At 68.8% G+C, this 16,187-nt stretch carries 17 protein-coding genes and 1 tRNA gene; 3 read left to right on the top strand and 15 right to left on the bottom strand.

Annotation, left to right across the window (positions count from 1 at the left end):
- Nucleotides 1-12: 12 nt before the first annotated feature.
- On the bottom strand, nucleotides 13-1,395 hold the full coding sequence (locus LXM50_RS17395) for an LssY C-terminal domain-containing protein (RefSeq protein WP_233312743.1): 1,383 nt from the start codon (nucleotides 1,393-1,395) through the stop codon (nucleotides 13-15).
- A 114-nt stretch (nucleotides 1,396-1,509) separates the two neighbouring features.
- Between LXM50_RS17395 and LXM50_RS17400 the strand changes: the two genes are divergently transcribed.
- Nucleotides 1,510-1,597 (top strand) — tRNA-Ser (locus LXM50_RS17400).
- Between the two features lie 44 nt (nucleotides 1,598-1,641).
- Here the strand turns inward: LXM50_RS17400 and LXM50_RS17405 are convergent.
- The 5 genes from LXM50_RS17405 to LXM50_RS17425 form a co-directional block, all read right to left on the bottom strand.
- Entirely contained in the window at nucleotides 1,642-2,256 is a 615-nt protein-coding gene (locus LXM50_RS17405; protein WP_233312744.1) for a GNAT family N-acetyltransferase, read from the bottom strand.
- 125 nt (nucleotides 2,257-2,381) lie between these two features.
- Nucleotides 2,382-3,035: a phosphatase PAP2 family protein gene (locus LXM50_RS17410; protein WP_233312745.1), complete on the bottom strand. Its 654-nt coding sequence runs from the start codon at nucleotides 3,033-3,035 to the stop codon at nucleotides 2,382-2,384.
- A 110-nt stretch (nucleotides 3,036-3,145) separates the two neighbouring features.
- A complete protein-coding gene (locus tag LXM50_RS17415; RefSeq protein ID WP_233312746.1) occupies nucleotides 3,146-4,114 on the bottom strand; it encodes a carbohydrate ABC transporter permease in 969 nt (322 codons plus the stop codon).
- On the bottom strand, nucleotides 4,114-5,457 hold the full coding sequence (locus LXM50_RS17420) for a carbohydrate ABC transporter permease (protein WP_233312747.1): 1,344 nt from the start codon (nucleotides 5,455-5,457) through the stop codon (nucleotides 4,114-4,116). The genes LXM50_RS17415 and LXM50_RS17420 overlap by 1 nt, the downstream gene beginning before the upstream one ends.
- Before the next feature lie 114 nt (nucleotides 5,458-5,571).
- Complete coding sequence (locus LXM50_RS17425; protein ID WP_233312748.1) at nucleotides 5,572-6,903, bottom strand: ABC transporter substrate-binding protein; 1,332 nt, start codon at nucleotides 6,901-6,903, stop codon at nucleotides 5,572-5,574.
- A 236-nt stretch (nucleotides 6,904-7,139) separates the two neighbouring features.
- Here LXM50_RS17425 and LXM50_RS17430 point away from each other — a divergent pair, with 236 nt between their 5' ends.
- The gene (locus tag LXM50_RS17430) at nucleotides 7,140-8,159 is read left to right on the top strand and encodes a LacI family DNA-binding transcriptional regulator (RefSeq protein ID WP_233312749.1); all 1,020 of its coding nucleotides are present in this window, start codon (nucleotides 7,140-7,142) and stop codon (nucleotides 8,157-8,159) included.
- Between the two features lie 134 nt (nucleotides 8,160-8,293).
- Here LXM50_RS17430 and rplL read toward each other — a convergent pair whose 3' ends face one another.
- The 3 genes from rplL to LXM50_RS17445 form a co-directional block, all read right to left on the bottom strand.
- A complete protein-coding gene (gene rplL / locus LXM50_RS17435; RefSeq protein ID WP_233312750.1) occupies nucleotides 8,294-8,677 on the bottom strand; it encodes a 50S ribosomal protein L7/L12 in 384 nt (127 codons plus the stop codon).
- Nucleotides 8,678-8,726: 49 nt separating this feature from the next.
- Nucleotides 8,727-9,215, bottom strand: a complete 489-nt coding sequence (rplJ, locus tag LXM50_RS17440) for a 50S ribosomal protein L10 (RefSeq protein ID WP_045273388.1) — start codon at nucleotides 9,213-9,215, stop codon at nucleotides 8,727-8,729.
- Between the two features lie 400 nt (nucleotides 9,216-9,615).
- Entirely contained in the window at nucleotides 9,616-10,542 is a 927-nt protein-coding gene (locus tag LXM50_RS17445) for a hypothetical protein (protein ID WP_233312751.1), read from the bottom strand.
- 452 nt (nucleotides 10,543-10,994) lie between these two features.
- On the opposite strand from LXM50_RS17445, the gene LXM50_RS17450 reads away from it, so the two are divergent.
- Nucleotides 10,995-11,672 (top strand): YqaJ viral recombinase family protein, encoded by a 678-nt coding sequence (locus LXM50_RS17450; protein ID WP_233312752.1) that lies wholly within the window; start codon nucleotides 10,995-10,997, stop codon nucleotides 11,670-11,672.
- A gap of 70 nt (nucleotides 11,673-11,742) precedes the next feature.
- On the opposite strand, the gene LXM50_RS17455 is transcribed toward LXM50_RS17450, so the two are convergent.
- The 6 genes from LXM50_RS17455 to LXM50_RS17480 all read right to left on the bottom strand — a co-directional run bounded on the left by LXM50_RS17455 (nucleotide 11,743) and on the right by LXM50_RS17480 (nucleotide 16,158).
- Entirely contained in the window at nucleotides 11,743-12,285 is a 543-nt protein-coding gene (locus LXM50_RS17455) for a hypothetical protein (protein WP_233312753.1), read from the bottom strand.
- On the bottom strand, nucleotides 12,285-12,926 hold the full coding sequence (locus tag LXM50_RS17460) for an LPXTG cell wall anchor domain-containing protein (protein WP_233312754.1): 642 nt from the start codon (nucleotides 12,924-12,926) through the stop codon (nucleotides 12,285-12,287). Before LXM50_RS17460 ends, LXM50_RS17455 begins: the two co-directional genes overlap by 1 nt.
- Complete coding sequence (locus LXM50_RS17465) at nucleotides 12,923-13,441, bottom strand: signal peptidase I (RefSeq protein WP_233312755.1); 519 nt, start codon at nucleotides 13,439-13,441, stop codon at nucleotides 12,923-12,925. The genes LXM50_RS17460 and LXM50_RS17465 overlap by 4 nt, the downstream gene beginning before the upstream one ends.
- 123 nt (nucleotides 13,442-13,564) lie before the next feature.
- Nucleotides 13,565-14,227 carry a SipW-dependent-type signal peptide-containing protein gene (locus tag LXM50_RS17470; protein WP_233312756.1) on the bottom strand — a complete coding sequence of 221 codons (663 nt, stop codon included), beginning with the start codon at nucleotides 14,225-14,227 and terminating at the stop codon, nucleotides 13,565-13,567.
- Between the two features lie 4 nt (nucleotides 14,228-14,231).
- Nucleotides 14,232-14,855: a SipW-dependent-type signal peptide-containing protein gene (locus LXM50_RS17475; RefSeq protein ID WP_233312757.1), complete on the bottom strand. Its 624-nt coding sequence runs from the start codon at nucleotides 14,853-14,855 to the stop codon at nucleotides 14,232-14,234.
- A gap of 160 nt (nucleotides 14,856-15,015) precedes the next feature.
- The gene (locus LXM50_RS17480; protein WP_233312758.1) at nucleotides 15,016-16,158 is read right to left on the bottom strand and encodes an SseB family protein; all 1,143 of its coding nucleotides are present in this window, start codon (nucleotides 16,156-16,158) and stop codon (nucleotides 15,016-15,018) included.
- Nucleotides 16,159-16,187: the final 29 nt, after the last annotated feature.

A 16,187-nucleotide genomic window follows, 5' to 3' on the forward strand; every position in this document is an offset into this window, starting at 1 on the left:
CCGGGGTTCATGTCAGACCTCCGCGTCCGCCCGCGAGCGTCGGCGCGACCACGCTCCCGCCGACTCGCTGGACAGCGCGAGCAGCGCGAGGCACTGCAGCGACGCGGCGAGGAGCGTGCCGTTGAGGCCGAGCGTCGCCGTGCCGTCGAGGTAGTCGATCGCCGTGGAGAGCACGCCGATCGCCAGCAGCACCATCAGGATCGCCCGGGAGCGCCGCCCGCGCCGCAGCACGAACCAGGCCATGAGCAGTTGCGCGAGCGAGATGAGCACTCCGAACCCGAGGAACCCGATCAGCACGGCCGTCTCCAGCGTCCGCCCGGACGAGAGCACAGCCTGCACGCCCGGATCGGCCGCGGCCCCGACGGTCAGACCGAGCACGTCCAGGACCGCTCCGATCACGACGACGCCCACGGCGAAGAACGTCGACAGCGGCGCCCGCCGCATAGACCGTTCGGCCGTGGTGCGCAGGGATTCACCGCGCCCTTCGACCGGGGCGCCGGCGGCGTCCGCGCCGAAGAACTCGTCCGCGCCTTCGTCCGCTTCGCCCTGGGTCATGCGCACGCGGGTCACATCGATGATCGGCAGGTCGCCGTCGGTGATGAACCGATCGCCGCCTCCGTTGCGGGAGTGGTACCCGGTGGTGAAGTCGTGAAGGAGGCGGACCTGCACCGCGGCGTCCGCGTCCCGTGCGCTCTGCACCACGAAGTCGCGTTCGACGTCGGTGTTCTCATCGATCCGGTGGGTCACCTGCAGGGTGAACAGGCTGAGCCCCACATCGGTGTCGTAGGTGCCGGCGCCGAGCCAGTCCGTCTTGGCCCCGCCTGGCAGCAGCCAGCCGGGCGGGCAGTGCCAGAACCGCACGTGGTGACGCTGTTTGGGGTTGCCCGCCACCTCCTGCTGGTACGCGACGTCGTGCCGACGGCCGAACAGCATGAGCGGCGACACGGGCGCTGTCGGATAGCTGCGCCGGGTGAGCGTGGATGCGATGATCCCCCAGGTCGAGGCGGCCGTGATCTCATCGGCACGGTGCCACCCGGCCCTGGTCATCACCTCGTCGAGCTGCGCCGCCGTGCCGTCGACGCCGAGATTGACCGGATCCCCGAGGAGGCCGTCCCCCGTGCGCGTGCGCCCGAAGAAGTAGTCCGGCACGTAGAGGTCGCTGAGCAGGCGGTGCAGCCGAGGCAGCACGAGGTACGCCATGATCGCCCACACCGGGATGAACAGCAGCAGCGCCCAGGGCGACCGGACGCCCTCGATCGAGATGATGATCGCGAGCCAGACCGCCGAGGCGGTCCCGATCAGGAACGCGACCCGGTCGAACACCGTGGAGGACGGCAGCGGCTGCTGCATCTGCAGCGCCCAGCGGCGCCTCGACGGGTGCTGCGCGTCGCTCACGGCTGCCCTCTCCTTCGCGGTCGTCTCTCATCCTGGCACGGAGGCCGAGTGGTCGCCCGGCTGCCGGTCAGGACCATCCCGTCGCATCGGATAGGATGGTCAGGTTGTATTCCTGGTGACGTGTCCGAGCGGCCGAAGGAGCACGCTTGGAAAGCGTGTGTTGTGCAAGCAACCGCGGGTTCGAATCCCGCCGTCACCGCCAGATGCGAAGCGCCGCCCCGATGATCGGGGCGGCGCTTCGTTCGTCTACTGCTCGTTCGCCGGGATCCGGATCCCGTACGTGGTGCTGCCGTCGCCCGAGGCGAGCTTCGCGAAGCCGAGCCGCTCGTAGAACGCGCCCGCGGAGAGGTTGTCGGCATTCATGCCGAGATGCAGGGCCGGCACACCGCGGCGACTCAGCTCGGCGAGCAGCGTGTCGATGAGGCGTCGGCCGAGGCCCTGTCCCTGGGTCTCGGGCAGCAGGTCGATGTGCAGGTGCGCGGGATACTCGCGCACGACCGGGTCGTCACCGGGCTTCTGCCGGGCGCCGTAGGCGATGAAGCGATCCTGCGCCGTCGGCTCGGCCGCACCCGACGCCCGGTAGCGGTCCCGTCGGGACGGCCACCACTCGTCGCGGAACCACGCGGCGAACGCGTTGGTGTCGTCGGTGGCGACGACGTATCCGATCACGCGTGCGTCGTCCGCCTCGACCACCCAGCACAGTCCCGGGTCGCGCCGCGCGTACGGCACCGCGAACAGGTCGCCCCAGAGAGCGTCGTCCTCGAGCATGCCGGTCGCGTCGGCGCCGACGTCGGCGGTCTTCACGCACACGTCGTAGAGGCCGTCGACGTCTTCGGAACGGAACGGTCGGATGCGTGCCACGGAGTGCCCTTCGATCGGCGCCATCGGTCTCGACACGGTCCTGAGCGAGAGCGTCCGCCGTCTCGCTGCGCTCGCTCGGGAGCCACGGGACGAAGGATGCTCAGGGACCGGCGGATCCCTTCAGCCTAGCGAGCCGGATCCGCCCAGGATCCCCGGTGTTCCGCCTCCTCGATCACGCGCGGCAGCCGAACCCAGCGCCACAGGACGGCCGCCACCAGGAAGGCCGCCCCCGCGCCGATCAGCGCACCGCCGACCGTGTCGCTGAACCAGTGCACGCTGAGGACCGTGCGGGAGAAGCCCATCGCCACCGTCCACACCGCTGAACCGATCGCCACCCACAGCGTCGGGAACAGGAACCACAGCACCACCGCGAGGGTCGCGGCGTTCGCGGTGTGGCCGGAGGGGAAGGATCCGAAATCTGAAGCGATCAGCAGATCCTGCGGGCGAGCACGGCCCAGCGCCTTCTTCACGAGCTGCACGACGCCCGCGCTCACGACGAAGGCGATGAGCGCGAACAGGGCGCCGCGCCAGCCCCGCACGAGCCAGGCGAGCGCGGCGATCACCAGGGGCGTGAGGATCGTCGCGACCCATCCCCCGCCGAGCACGTTCATGACCAGCGCCCAGCCGACGAGCACGGGACCGCGCCACTCGACCATCTCCAGGTTCCACGCGTCGTCGAGCGACACGATCGCACCGGGCGCCGCAGCCAGCACCACGGCGGCGGCGAGAGCGGCGGTCACCCCGATGATGCCGAGGACGAGGGCGAGCCGACGTGTCATCCGGCCATTCTCCCCCGGGCGCACCGAAGCAGCCCGCATCCGGTGCCGGTGGCGCCACGAAGGCCGGGTCCCGCGAGGTGCGGGGCCCGGCCTCCGAGGCATCGGAGAGCTCAGCCCTTCGTCGCGCCGGCCAGGAGACCGCGCACGAAGAACCGCTGCAGGGCGAAGAACACGATCAGCGGAACGATGATCGAGATGAACGTTCCGGCCGACTGCAGATACCACTGGTTGCCCCATGTGCCGGACAGCGAGTTCAGCGTCTGGGTCAGCGGCAGCGATGACTCCGGCGCGAAGATCGTCGCCACCAGCAGGTCGTTCCACACCCACAGGAACTGGAAGATCGCGAACGACGCGATGGCCGGCATCGCCAGCGGCAGGATGATGCGGAAGAAGATCTGCCCGTGTCCCGCCCCGTCCACGCGGGCGGCCTCGACGACCTCCCCCGGGATCTCCGCGATGAAGTTGTGCAGCATGAAGATCGCCAGCGGCATCGCGAAGATCGCGTGCGCGATCCACACCGTGGCGAAGCTGTGGTCCACATCGCGGAGGGTGAAGCCGGGGAAGATCTGCGTGCCGAACAGCGTCAGTCCGCGCGAGAACAGCGACAGCAGCGGCACCAGGGCCATCTGGATCGGCACGATCTGCAGCGCGAAGACGAACACGAAGACGAGGTTCTTGCCCTTGAAGTTCATCCACGCGAAGCCGTAGGCGGCGAGCGACGCGATGAAGATCGGGATCACCGTGGCCGGGATCGTGATCGCCAGCGAGTTCACGAACGAGGCGCCGAGCGTCAGAGCCGTGCCACCGGAGTTCAGGGCGTCGGCGTAGTTGCTGAGCGTGAACGACGGGTTCACGAACGCGGTCCACCAGCCCGTGCTGTTCGAGTCGGCTCCGGGGCGGAACGACGTGACGAACAGTCCGAGCGTGGGGATCGTCCAGAAGATCGCGATGATCACTGCGGCGAACGTGGCGCCTTTCGACGTGAGCCGCTTCTGCGCGGTCGCCTCGTTGCGTCGGGTGTCGCGCTCGACCTGGCGCTTGCTGCGATTGTCGGTGACGATCGCCTGTGTCGCACTCATCAGCGGATCTCCCTCTGCTTGGCCATCTGCCGGGCGTTGTAGATGATGAGCGGCAGCACGAACAGGAACAGCACCACGGCCAGCGCCGACGAATGCCCGTAGCTCTGGAACCGCTGCTGCTGGTTGACCATCTCGAAGCCGAGCACCGTGCTGTTCGCCCGGCCGCCGGTCATCACGGCGACGATGTCGTAGACCTTGAGCGACGCGATCGTGATCGTGGTCAGCACGACGATGAGCGAGGACCGGATCCCCGGTACCGTGACGTTGCGGAACCTCTCCCAGGCGTTCGCCCCGTCCAGCGACGCGGCCTCGATCTGTTCGGTCGGAACCGCCTTGATCGCCGCGGACAGGATCACCATCGCGAACCCGGTCTGGGTCCAGATGAACACGATGAGCAGGCAGATCGTGTTGACGAGCGGCGTCGTGTCTAGCCAGGAGACGGGCTTGCCGCCGAACAGCGTCACGATGGCGTTCAGCAGGCCGATCTGGTCGCCCTGGCGGAAGTCGTAGATGAACTTCCAGATGATGCCGGCGCCGACGAACGAGATCGCGACCGGCATGAACACGAAGACCTTGAGGATCTTCTCGCCGCGGGCGCGGTCGATGAACACGGCGTAGGCGAGTCCGAAGATCGTCGACACGATCGGGGCGATGAGCGCCCAGATCAGCGTGTTGATCACGGACCAGAACCCCTCGGGGTTCGTGAACACCCACTGGTAGTTCTCCAGCGCGACGAAGTCCTTGCCGGTCTTGTCGAAGAACGACTGGATGATCGTCGACACGGCCGGGTAGATGAGGCCGATGATCAGCAGCAAGGTGGCCGGCGCCATGAACAGCGTGAGCTGGAACAGGTAGCCGGATCCCTCACGCGCGCGGTAGTCGGCGAAGAACAGCAGCCCGCCGGCGACCAGGGCGATGATCATGACGTACACGACCGCGTTCTGGTACGGACGCAGCATCATGAACGCCAGCACCGGGATCGCGAAGCAGGCCACCAGACGGAGCCAGAAGTAGCCCTTCCCGTGCCGAGGTGCATACTCGATGAGCACGAGCAGGACCCCAGCCACGATGCCGAACACCAGCAGCACGAGAGGGATCTGCAGCAGCGGGTTCAGCCCGCCGAGCCAGGTGAAGAAGCTGTTCAGGGAGAAGCCGAGCGAGGTCGGCCTCGGGCTCTCCGCCGGACCTCCGGCGATGAGGGCGATGAAGACGCCGAGGATCACGATCGCACCCACGATGTAGGCGCCGATCGTGACGGATCGAGAAGCGGTCGTGCGGCCGGAACTCACGGACTCGGTCTTGCGACCGGATCGCGTCGTCTCGGTCGCTGTGGTTTGCGACATGTGGACCCCCTTCGGGTTCGACGGTGAACTCTGTCAGGATCTGCCCCGTGACGACTGCGGGGCCGTCCGCCGATGATGCGGACGAGCCCCGCAGCCCACAGGGTGATGCTCAGACTAGTTCTTGTAACCGGCCTGGATGTCGCTCAGAACCTGGTCCGTCGGCTTTCCGTCGACCCAGCTGACCATGCCCTTCCAGAACGACCCCGAGCCGACGGTGGCCGGCATCAGGTCGCTCGCGTCGAAACGCAGCGTGGTCTTCGGATCCTGCAGCGTCTTCATCGCGTCCTGCAGGAACTGGCTGGAAGCCAGCGAGGCGTCCGCGTTCTTGTTGGCCGAGATGACGCCGCCGAGCTTGACGCGGGCGTTCGCGAACTCCGGCGAGGACATGAACTCCAGGACCTTCTTGGTCGCGGCGGAGTCGGTGAAGCCTGCGACGAACTCGCCGCCGCCCTCGATAGTGTTCTCACCCTCCTTGATGCCGGGGAGCACGAACGCGTACACGTCGCCGTCGGGGGCGACCTTCGGCGCGGCCCCCGCCTTGGTCTTCACGTCGAGGAAGTTCGACGAGAGGAACGAGGCCTGGTGCGTCATGAGGCAGGTGCCGTCGGCGACCTTGGCGGCGACGTCGGCGAAGGCGGTGGAGTTGATGCTCTTCACGTCACCGAATCCGGCGTTGACGTACTTCGGGTCGAGCAGGATCGTGCCCACGGCGTCGAAGGCCTGCTTGATCTGCGGGTCGGTGAACTTCACATCGCCCGCGACCCACTTGTCGTAGACGTCGGTGCCGCTCTGGCGCAGCACGAGGTCCTCGATCCAGTCGGTGCCCGGCCAGCCGGAGGCGTCACCCGAGGCGAAGCCCGCGCACCACGGTGCGGCGCCGGTCTTCTCCTGGAGCGTCTTGGTGAGCGTCAGCAGGTCGTCCCAGGTCTTCGGGACCTCGACGCCGAGCTCCTTGAACTTCGCCGGGGAGTACCAGACGTAGCCCTTGACGTTCGCGAGCATCGGGGCGGCGTAGAACTTGCCGTCGATGGTTCCGTACGTCTTCCAGTCCTTGGACCAGTTCTTGTCGACGTTCGCCGAGACCTCCGAAGGAGCCTCCTTGACCTGTCCCGTGCCGACGAGGCTCTTCAGCAGACCCGGCTGCGGCACGATCGCGATGTCGGGTGCGCTGCCGCCGGACACCTTGGTGACGATGTTGCCCTCGAAGCCCTTGTCGCCGGTGTAGACGACCTTGATGCCGGTGTCCTTGGTGAACTGGTCGAAGGACTTGTTCAGCAGATCGGCCTCGGATCCCGTGATGCCGCCGGAGATCTTGACGGTCTCACCCTTGCCGGACGAGTCTCCGCCACCGGACGAGCTTCCCTCGGCGCACCCTGCGAGTGCCAGGCCCGAGACCGCGAGCAGTGCCAGGGGCACGACCAGGCGACGTCGCTGAGACATTCCCATACGTTTTCTCCTTCGAATTCGCGGGGGCGATTTCCCCAGCGCTGGGGGCTCCTCTCAGGAACCGCTTCCAGGCGACACTAGTGACCCATCCGCCCGTTGCGCAACGGCTTTGGATCACAACTGCATAACCGGGCGCGTCCGGCGGCGGAATGTATGGGACCGCTCTCAAGGAACCGGTTCCATCCTCTCTGAGATATCGCTATGGTGAGGGAATCCGTTTTCGAGGAGGGGTCGCCGTGACCGGGATCATCGATGTGGCGTTGCGTGCCGGCGTGGCGAAGTCGACGGCCAGTCGCGCCCTCAGCGGAAACGGCTATGTCTCGGCCGAGACCAGGGAGCGCGTCGAGCGCGCCGCGCGGGATCTCGCCTATTCGGCGCACTCGAGTGCGTCGAGTCTCGCGACCGGGCGCACCTCCACGATCGGCGTGATCATGCCGATGGCCGACCGCTGGTACTTCGCCGAACTGCTCGGGGGGCTCCAGCAGGCCCTCATCGACGACGGTCTCGACCTCGCGCTCTACGGCGCCGCAGAAGGCAGCGACGAACGCGCCCGCATGCTGGATCACGCGCTGGCCGGTCGCCGGTTCGACGGCATCATCGCGGTGTGTCTGCAGCCGGGGGCGCACGAGCTGGAGCGCTTGGCCGGCACCGGGTTGCCACTCGTGTCGGTGGGCCCGTTCGCCGACCACGCCGACACCGTCACGATCGACGACGTCGCCGCCGCGCGCGTGGCCACGGAGCATCTGATCGACCTCGGCCACGAGGACATCGCGTTCCTCGGGGACGCGGCGGACGGGGACCGTTTCAGCTTCGGCGAGCACAAGCGCCTGGACGGCTACCGCCAGGCGATGACCGCGGCGGGCCTGGAGAAGCGCATCCGCGCCGTTACCACGCAGTCGACGATCCCCGAGGCGTTCGCCACCGCGGCGGCACTGCTCGCGGACCGGCGGAAGCGCCCCACCGCGATCGCGGCCGTTTGCGACGAGGCCGCCGTGGGGGCGATCATCGCCGCGCAGCGCCTCGGGATCGGCGTACCCAGCGAGCTGAGCGTGACCGGGATCGACGACCACCGCTACGCCGAGATGTTCAGCCTCACCACCATCCGGCAGAACCCGCGTGAGCAGGGCGCCGAGGCCGTGCGCCTGCTGCGCGCTCGGATGCAGGATCCCGAAGCCCCGCTCGAGCACGTGATCTCCCCGGCGACGCTCGTCGCACGCCAGTCGACCGCGGTCCCGCGCCTCGAGACCGCCCGCTGACCGCTCGGGACGCTCGACGAGCCGCGTCGGATCGCCCGACGACTCGGGTCCAGGTCGCTCGACGAGCCGGATCCGCCGCAGACGCACGAAGGCCCCGGGAGAACCCGGGGCCTTCGCAGCGTCGAAACGCGAGATTACTTGAGGGTGACCGTCGCGCCGGCCTCCTCCAGGGAAGCCTTGGCCTTCTCGGCGGCCTCCTTGTTGGCGCCCTCGAGGACGGCCTTCGGAGCACCGTCGACGACAGCCTTGGCCTCGCCGAGGCCCAGCGAGGTGAGCTCGCGGACGACCTTGATGACCTGGATCTTCTTGTCGCCAGCGGCCTCGAGGATGACGTCGAACGAGTCCTTCTCCTCCTCGGCCTCGGCGCCACCCGCGCCACCCGCAGCGCCGGCGACGGCGACGGGAGCAGCAGCGGTGACCTCGAACTTCTCCTCGAACGCCTTCACGAACTCGCTGAGCTCGACAAGGGTCAGACCAGCGAACTGGTCGAGCAGCTCCTCAGTGGTGAGCTTCGCCATGATGTTTCTCCTAGATAGATGGGGGTTTGTGGGATGAAGACCTCGAGGCTCAGGCAGCCTCGGCGGTCTCCAGCTTCTCGCGAAGAGCGTCGATGGTGGCCGCGGCCTTGCCCATCGTCGCCTTCATCATGCCCGCGGCCTTCGCCAGCAGAACCTCACGGCTCTCCAGCGAGGCGTACTTGTTGACCTCGTCGGCACTCAGGGCGTTGCCCTCGAAGATGCCGCCCTTGATCACGAGAAGCGGGTTCGCCTTGGCGAAGTCACGCAGAGCCTTGGCGGTGGCGACGAAGTCGCCGTGCACGAAAGCGACGGCCGACGGACCCTTGAGGTCGTCGTCCAGCGCCGTGATCCCCGCGTTGTTCGCGGCGATCTTGGTCAGCGTGTTCTTCACCACGGCGTAGCTCGCGTCCTGACGGATGTTGTTGCGCAGCTGCTTGAGCTGGGCAACCGTCAGACCGCGGTACTCGGTCAGCAGGACGGCGTTCGAGTCCTCGAAATTCTTCGTGAGCTCGGCGACCGATGCATCCTTCTGCGCCATGGTCACTCCTTGATGAGTACGGGATGCTCCACGGCGGTGGAGCACCGACCTCGACCGCCGCGCTCTGCAGGCAAACAAAAACGCTCCGGCGCAAGCGCACGGAGCGTGATCCAGGATCTGGAGGTCGTTCGTGTCACCTGCGCGGGCCTCTGCTGATCGGATCCAGGATCCGGCAGTGCTTCGATCGCCTCATGCTCGCGCACACGACGATGACCAGCGGTCTTCGGTTGCCTCAAGACTACGGCATCCCGCCCCCTCCCCCAAATCGACGCCCCGGGCTCGCGGGCCCAACCTCGCGCCGAGCCACCCTCTTCCGCTCGAGCCACCCTTTTGCGCACCGCGCGGAAGAGGGCCGTTCGGCAGCAAAGGGGTCGCTCGCGATGTCGAAGTGACCCGCGGGTCAAAGCCAGATCCGGCGCGTGCCGCGCGGAGTGATCGCGAAGGCGCGCAAGAAGGCGGCGAATCCTCCGACCGAGCTGACCTCGTCGGAGCCCACTCGAGCCACACCCCATCCGGTACTGCCGCGCACCCAGTCCTCCCGCTTCTTCTCCTCGAGGATGACCTGGCCAGGAGCCAGGTCCCCGGCCAGCTCCGGATCGAGATACTTGCCGATGCCGTCGCACTCCAAGAACGTCCGCTGCACATCGAGGCCGATGTCCATCCAGTAGGTCTTGAGGTTCGGACCAGGAACGGGCACCTGCACGCGTGGCCGGGCGAACCCGAGTTCATGCAGCCGGTAGCGCGTCACGCTCTCGAGCGGTCCTTGCGCGCGGCCTTCGGCGATCGCGATCAGTTCGCGAGCTTGACGGATCCCGCGCGCCCCCGGCCTGCGGGCACGCTCCTCCAGTTGCCCGCGCATCGCATCCTCAGCCGCTGCATCGAAGTCCCAGGGAACGCCCGCGACCTGCGCCAGCGCTGCGTCCACGACGGCGAGTGCGGCGGGAGGCGGCAGCGATCGGGCCAGATCGTACGCAGTGCGGAGGAGGCTCGTGCAGCGGATCCCCTCCACGACGACGATGTCGGACTCCGCGAGCTCTCCCTCGTGACGGAAGAGGTCTCGGGCACTGTGCCGGTCGACCGAACCCAGGATGACGTGCGCCGACCGCGGCGTCCACCGGTAGAGCGGAAGACGCAGAAGCGCCGCGGCGGACTCGTGCGAATACACAGGATCCGATCCCGATGCGGCCATCCACGTCGCCACCACCAGCGCCTTGTGACGGGACTCAGGCCACAGCCCGTGCCAGAACGTGGTGGGAAGGTACCAGCCTCGACGGACCCGGTGCAGTTCCCCGGTGGACAGCGCACGTTCGATCGCACGTCCGCTCACCCCGCGTTCCAGATCCTTCCTGGAGAGCAGATTCTGCCGGAGCTCATCGACCGAACAATGGCGCATGGATCCACCGTGCCTTTTGCGCAGGTATCGCAGACCTCTCCTCACGGATCCGGTGCACTTGCTCGTTCCGGCGCCGGATGTGGAGGACCACTGCATCGCGCGTCCGCTCATCGGCGCACGGGCCCCGAGCCACCCTCTTCCTACCGAACCTCCCCCGTATACGCAGAGCGAAACGGGGTGGCTCGAGGCAAAAGGGGTGGCTCGGCATCATCGGCGGCGTCGTTGGCCGCGACCCGAGTGCGCGAGGCGGTGCGCTCGGCGCCGGCGTGCCCGCGTGCCCGCGTGGCCGTCCCGGAGCCCGCCCGAGGCGCGCGGCGCCGGCCTCGAGCTCGGTCCCTGCGGCGTGCCAGGGCGCCGGCGTCGGCGGGCGGAGGTAGCCTCGATGAGTGACCCCGGAACTCGAAGCGCGCATCATCGCGGACTCCCGCGATCGGGTGGCGTGGCTGCGGGCCAGGGCGCGCGGGATCACCGCCACGGACGTCGCCGGACTCACGAGCGACACGTCGATCGCCCGCGCGGCGGATGCCAAACTCGGCGCGGGACCGCGCTTCGGCGGCAATGCCTACACCGACCACGGTCGGCGTCGCGAGCCGGAGATCGCCGCTTGGGTCGCCGCCACGCACGGGATCATGCCCTCGTCCGCACTGTTCTGCGCCGAGGTCGAGAAGCGCCACCTGGCCACCCCGGACGGCATCGTGCAGGAGTCGGACGGTCGAGTGCTGCTCGCGGAGATCAAGACCACCAACAAGTCGTGGCGGTCCATCCCCCGCACCTACCTGCGCCAGGTGTGGTGGCAGCAGCATGTGCTCGGCGCCGAGCGGACGCTGTTCGTGTGGGAGGAGCATGACGAATTCCGCCCGATCCACGACGAACCCAAGTCGGTGTGGATCGACCGCGACGATCGCGAGATCGGCCGCCTGGTCGGACTCGCCACGCGCCTGATCGACGAGCTCTACCACCGCACGACGGGTCAGACGCCTCCCCGGCCGGCACCGGCCGCGCCCAGCAGCCGGGATGCGCTGCGCGAACGCGACATGTTCCGGGCCCTCGCCCTGGCGGAGTGAATCGAGGGGCGCAGGATCCGCAGCGGATCCCGCTCCGTCCACGGCGTCGAGCGCTCCGCGGCGAACATGGTCAGCTCCCGTTCGCGAACCCGCACGTGGGGCTGTTCAGGATGGGCTTGGTGTAGGAGAGCGTCGACACCGTCGGCGATGCCCAGCCGGTCCACGCCTTGGTGCGCACGTTGGAGCTGAACGACTCGCCCAGCAGGCCGCCCAGCAGGCCCGACAGCAGGCTGCTGGTGAACGTGGTCGTGTAGACGCCGTTCGCGTCCGGCCCGGTGGTGGGCACCGCCTGCCAGGCCGTGCCCGCGATCTGCCACTCGGTGTTGGCGGCAGCCGTGAAGCCGGAGTACGGCGCGGTCTGCGCCGACCACTTCCACGTGACCACCATGATGTTGCCGCCGAGCAGCGCGCTTCGGCACGTCGTCACCGCGGTGATCTGCGGCGGCACCAGCCGCACCGCGCTGACGCCGGTTCCTCCCGCGAATTCGGGATCGGTGTAGGACGCGTCGGTCTGCGGCAGCGGCGGGGCGAACAGGATCAGCCCCAGGACGAGGACACCGAGGGCCGCGAGCACTCCGTGGATCGCCTTGTGCCGCCCGCCCGCCCGCGACATCAGTCGTCGCCTTCCCGCCGACGGCGCGCAGCGACGACGAGCATCCCGGCAGCGGCGATGACGAGCACGCCTCCCACCACGAGAAGAGGCACCGGGATCGAGCCGCCCGTCGCAGGAAGGGAGCCGGCCGAACCGGCACCGACCTGCACGCTGTCCCCGAATCCGTCTGCGAGCACCCTGACCCGCGTGGAGGCGCCGCCTTGTGCGTCCCGTCCGACCTTCACGTCGAGACGCAGGTGAGCGACGGTGTCCGACGACATCGCGTCGATCGGCACCGCGCTGCCGTCTCGGGGCACACTCCAGTCCGTGCGCAGGACGCGCGCTCCGGACGCGCAGGTCCCGCCCTGCCACGGCTCCTCGCACATGCGCACATCTGCGACGATCGGCGCCGTACCAGCGGCACTGACCGCGAGCCGCACCGTTCCGGGATCCGGAGCGTGCGCGCTGACCACCAGATCCCAACGGACCGCCTCTCCCTCCCCCATCGCTGCAGCCGTCGACCAGTCCGCACTCGACACGATCCGCAGGTACTGCCCCTGCACGGTCTCGGTCACAACCGCGGCATGCGCCGGTGCCACGGGGAGTACCCCGAGGCATCCTGCCAGCAGGGCTGTCGCGACGAGCCGGATCCGTTTCGTCATGAACCCTGGTCGTCCCCGGTCGCCGCGGGAGCATTCCGAACCCGGCGGCTCGTCCGGGGCCAGAACGCCCAGATCACCAGCGCGGTGGCGCCGAGGGTGAGTCCGCCCAGCACGAACGGGTTCCCGAAGGCGACGATGACGGGCGCCAGGCCCGGGATCGCGAAGCGCACGATCCGCACCGTGCTGACCGGGTAGGGAGCGGGATCGTCCTGCGCATTGGCGTCACCGCGCAGCGTGATGAGCCGCTCGGTCGACGATGCACCGTCCTCGACAGCGCGCACCCGGTGTGTGACGGGCAGCTGGCCGGGACGGTCCACCGTCACCACGTCGCCGACGTGCACCTGACCGGCCGGGATCTGCTGCACGATCGCGACCGACCCCGCAGGGATCGTCGGAGACATGGATCCGGTCCGGAACATGATGAGCGTGATGTGCGCAGTGAAGGCCAGCACAACCAGCACGATGCAGATCAGGCCGGCGAGCGCGGCGATCCACAGCAGCACTTCGCTCAGCACGCCCCGCGCCTTCGGCCTGGGCCGCGGTGCGCCGGTGTCCGACTCTCGCCGTGCGCGGCGGGTCAGAGGTGCCGGGGTCGTCGCCTGGGTCACGATCCTTCTCCTTCTCGTGCTTCCGCGAGATCAGCTCGACGTCGCGGCGAACTGCCATGTCTGGGTCAGCGCCAGCCCCTGCGCCGCATTGCCGACCGTCGAGGGCATGGCGATCGCGAAGCAGTAGTTCACCTGATTCCCTCCGTTGGCGGAGAGGGTCTGCGATCCGGCCGCCGACGTGCTCAGCGCCGCGCCGTCAGCGATGACGACGGTGGATCCGGCGGCGGCGTAGTCGGTGGCCGAGGCGCACTGGGCGGCTGTCACGGTCTTCACTCCGTAGGTGAGGTAGTCGGCGAGCGTACCGGCGGCGTAGGTGCTCGCGGTGAGCTTGACCGTGCCTGCCACCGACGGGTTCGCGGTCTTCACACTGAACAGCGCGTAGACCGTCTTCCCCGGCGCGAGCGCGGCCGCATCCGCCGCGGCGGCGAAGGTCATCGCGATCGCGGTCCCGGCCGTCGAGTGACTCGCGAAGCTCGTGCCGTTGATGCTGCCGACGACGTCGAACCTCCCGGCCGTGAACGAGCCTGTCGCGTACTCGCCGTCGTTCCAGCTCGCGAGCGTAACGGTGGCGCCGACGCCCAGCACCAGCCCGCCGGCGAGGACCGCCCTGATCCGCCTCAGGACGAGCCCACGCCGGCGCGGGCGGAGGCGGCGACGCGTCGTCACGACGGTCGTGGTCTCCCCGGGACGCATGGGATCAGCTCGACGTGGCCGTGAATGACCAGGTCCCGGTCGCAGCCCCTCCCTGGGTGAGGGAGGACTTGGCGGTGGCGACGAAGCACAGCTGCGCGGCGGCACCCGCGGTTCCTGCCGTCGCGCCCTTGGCGAGGGCGACACTGGATCCGGCGGTGAAGGTCGTGAGGTCGGTGCCCGACGCGACGAGGGTTCCGGTCGTCGCGGTCGCATCGCAGGTCGCGGCGGGGGCGATCGAGTAGACCGAGTAGGAGACGTTCGCCGCGTTGGCGCCCGTCCCGGTTCCGGTCGACGCCACGAGCGTCGCATTGTTGGTCGTCGTGCTGTCCAGGCGCACCCAGAACGGCGCGTAGACGACGTCGCCCGGCGAGAGGTTGCTGAACGGCGCGGTGAAGCTCAGGGCGGCGGCCGTGTCGCCCTTCGTCACGTTGTGGTTCGTGAAACCGGCCGTCGCGGACGTCGTGGATCCCTCGAGGTTGAACGAACCGGCGGTGAACGTGCCGGTCGCGAACTCGGAGTCGTTCCAGGCCGCGAGGGTGATGGCCGCGCCGACGCCGAGGACGAGGCCACCGGCGAGCACGGCGAGGACCTTCCGGCGGTTGCGGGTGGTGGGTGTCACGGTGTCCATGAGAATCCTTTGCATCGTGTGGGACCTGATGTCTCCCATACTGGATTCCGGAATACCGGTTGACAAGACCACTGAACAGGTCTTCAGGCTTCCTTGACACAACCTTGAGGAGCTGGCCGAGGAACCCTGCGCTGAGGATGGAACGTCTCCGCGGCGGCCGCTACTCCGCAGGTGCGAGCGCGATCACGGGCGCGAGGGCGTCCCGGCCCACGGCGATCGCGGGGCCCGCTGCATCGACCAGCACACCGCTCATCTCCGGCTGCTGCACGAGCACGGCGCCGATCTGCTCGGCGGTGAACGGCAGGGGCTGGTCGCCACGGCCGAGCGCGATGACTTCGAGCGGGTGGCTGAACAACTGCAGGTAGCGCGCGCCGTCGGCGGTGTGCGCCTCGGCCACACCGTACTGTCCGTCGCCGTCGACATCGCTGACCGCCACCCAGAGCCGGGCCGTGGTCAGCGCCTCGGCCACGCGCGCCTCGGAGTCCGCCTCGCGGGGCGCCGCGAGCAGGGCCTTGACCGCGAACGTCGGATCCGCCTCCTCCAGCGCCTTCTGCAGGATCTCCGACGGGAACACCACCCGGTGCGGCTCGGACGCGTTGTCGATGATGAGGCCGGCGAACGGACCGTCGATGACGTTCTGGTACACCGCCTGCACGGGCTGCACGACGGCCGAGGTCTCGGTCGGATCCTCGTCGCCCTGCTGCACGGAGTCGCGGACGGCGGCGGCCGAGCTGAACGCCAGCATGAAGGAGTTCTCGCCGTCGTTGACGACGGCGATGGCCAGGGGCTTGCCCTCCTTGATCTGCTCGCCGGCATCTCCGCTCACGCGCAGGAACAGGTTGCCCTGGAGCGACTGACGCAGCACACCGAGCAGCTCGGCCTGGCTCGCGTCCTCGCCGAGCATGGCGAGGGCCTCGCGCAGCAGCACGTTGTCGGGCATGCCCGGGATCGACTCGGTCGGCTCGGGCGGATCCACCGGGGCCAGTGGAAGCGGCGGACGCCCCGGCAGCGTCGGCGGCGCGGCCGGCGCCACAGGCGTCTCGTCCACGACGGGGTCGATCAGGTCGTGGCCGGCCTCCGGCGTCTCAACGGGCGGGGCGACGGCAGGACCGGAGGGAGAGCCCAGGCCGCGGAAGGCCTGCACCGAGACGTTGACGACGGGAGCGACCGCATCGGCGGACTCCCCCGGGCCGGCCTCGGCCGTGCTCGAAGAGCCGTCCTCGGCGACATCCTCCGCGGCGGCGGGAGCGGACTCCGGCGTGACGTCGTCGTCCTGCTTCTTACGGCGCGAGAAAAGGCCCATTGCCCCAGCCTAAACCGGGACCGGCTCGC

Origin of the sequence: Microbacterium sp. Au-Mic1 (genome assembly GCF_021341785.1) — a bacterium.
Classification (GTDB): Bacteria; Actinomycetota; Actinomycetes; order Actinomycetales; family Microbacteriaceae; genus Microbacterium.

Excerpts from the sequence above, each read along its gene's own strand:
- LXM50_RS17410 (WP_233312745.1), bottom strand. The coding sequence starts at position 3,035 with ATGACACGTCGGCTCGCCCTCGTCCTCGGCATCATCGGGGTGACCGCC.
- LXM50_RS17475 (WP_233312757.1), bottom strand. The coding sequence starts at position 14,855 with ATGGACACCGTGACACCCACCACCCGCAACCGCCGGAAGGTCCTCGCC.
- rplL (WP_233312750.1), bottom strand. The coding sequence starts at position 8,677 with ATGGCGAAGCTCACCACTGAGGAGCTGCTCGACCAGTTCGCTGGTCTG.
- LXM50_RS17425 (WP_233312748.1), bottom strand. The coding sequence starts at position 6,903 with ATGGGAATGTCTCAGCGACGTCGCCTGGTCGTGCCCCTGGCACTGCTC.
- LXM50_RS17455 (WP_233312753.1), bottom strand. The coding sequence starts at position 12,285 with ATGTCGCGGGCGGGCGGGCGGCACAAGGCGATCCACGGAGTGCTCGCG.
- LXM50_RS17420 (WP_233312747.1), bottom strand. The coding sequence starts at position 5,457 with ATGTCGCAAACCACAGCGACCGAGACGACGCGATCCGGTCGCAAGACC.
- rplJ (WP_045273388.1), bottom strand. The coding sequence starts at position 9,215 with ATGGCGCAGAAGGATGCATCGGTCGCCGAGCTCACGAAGAATTTCGAG.
- LXM50_RS17415 (WP_233312746.1), bottom strand. The coding sequence starts at position 4,114 with ATGAGTGCGACACAGGCGATCGTCACCGACAATCGCAGCAAGCGCCAG.
- LXM50_RS17480 (WP_233312758.1), bottom strand. The coding sequence starts at position 16,158 with ATGGGCCTTTTCTCGCGCCGTAAGAAGCAGGACGACGACGTCACGCCG.
- LXM50_RS17470 (WP_233312756.1), bottom strand. The coding sequence starts at position 14,227 with ATGCGTCCCGGGGAGACCACGACCGTCGTGACGACGCGTCGCCGCCTC.
- LXM50_RS17460 (WP_233312754.1), bottom strand. The coding sequence starts at position 12,926 with ATGACGAAACGGATCCGGCTCGTCGCGACAGCCCTGCTGGCAGGATGC.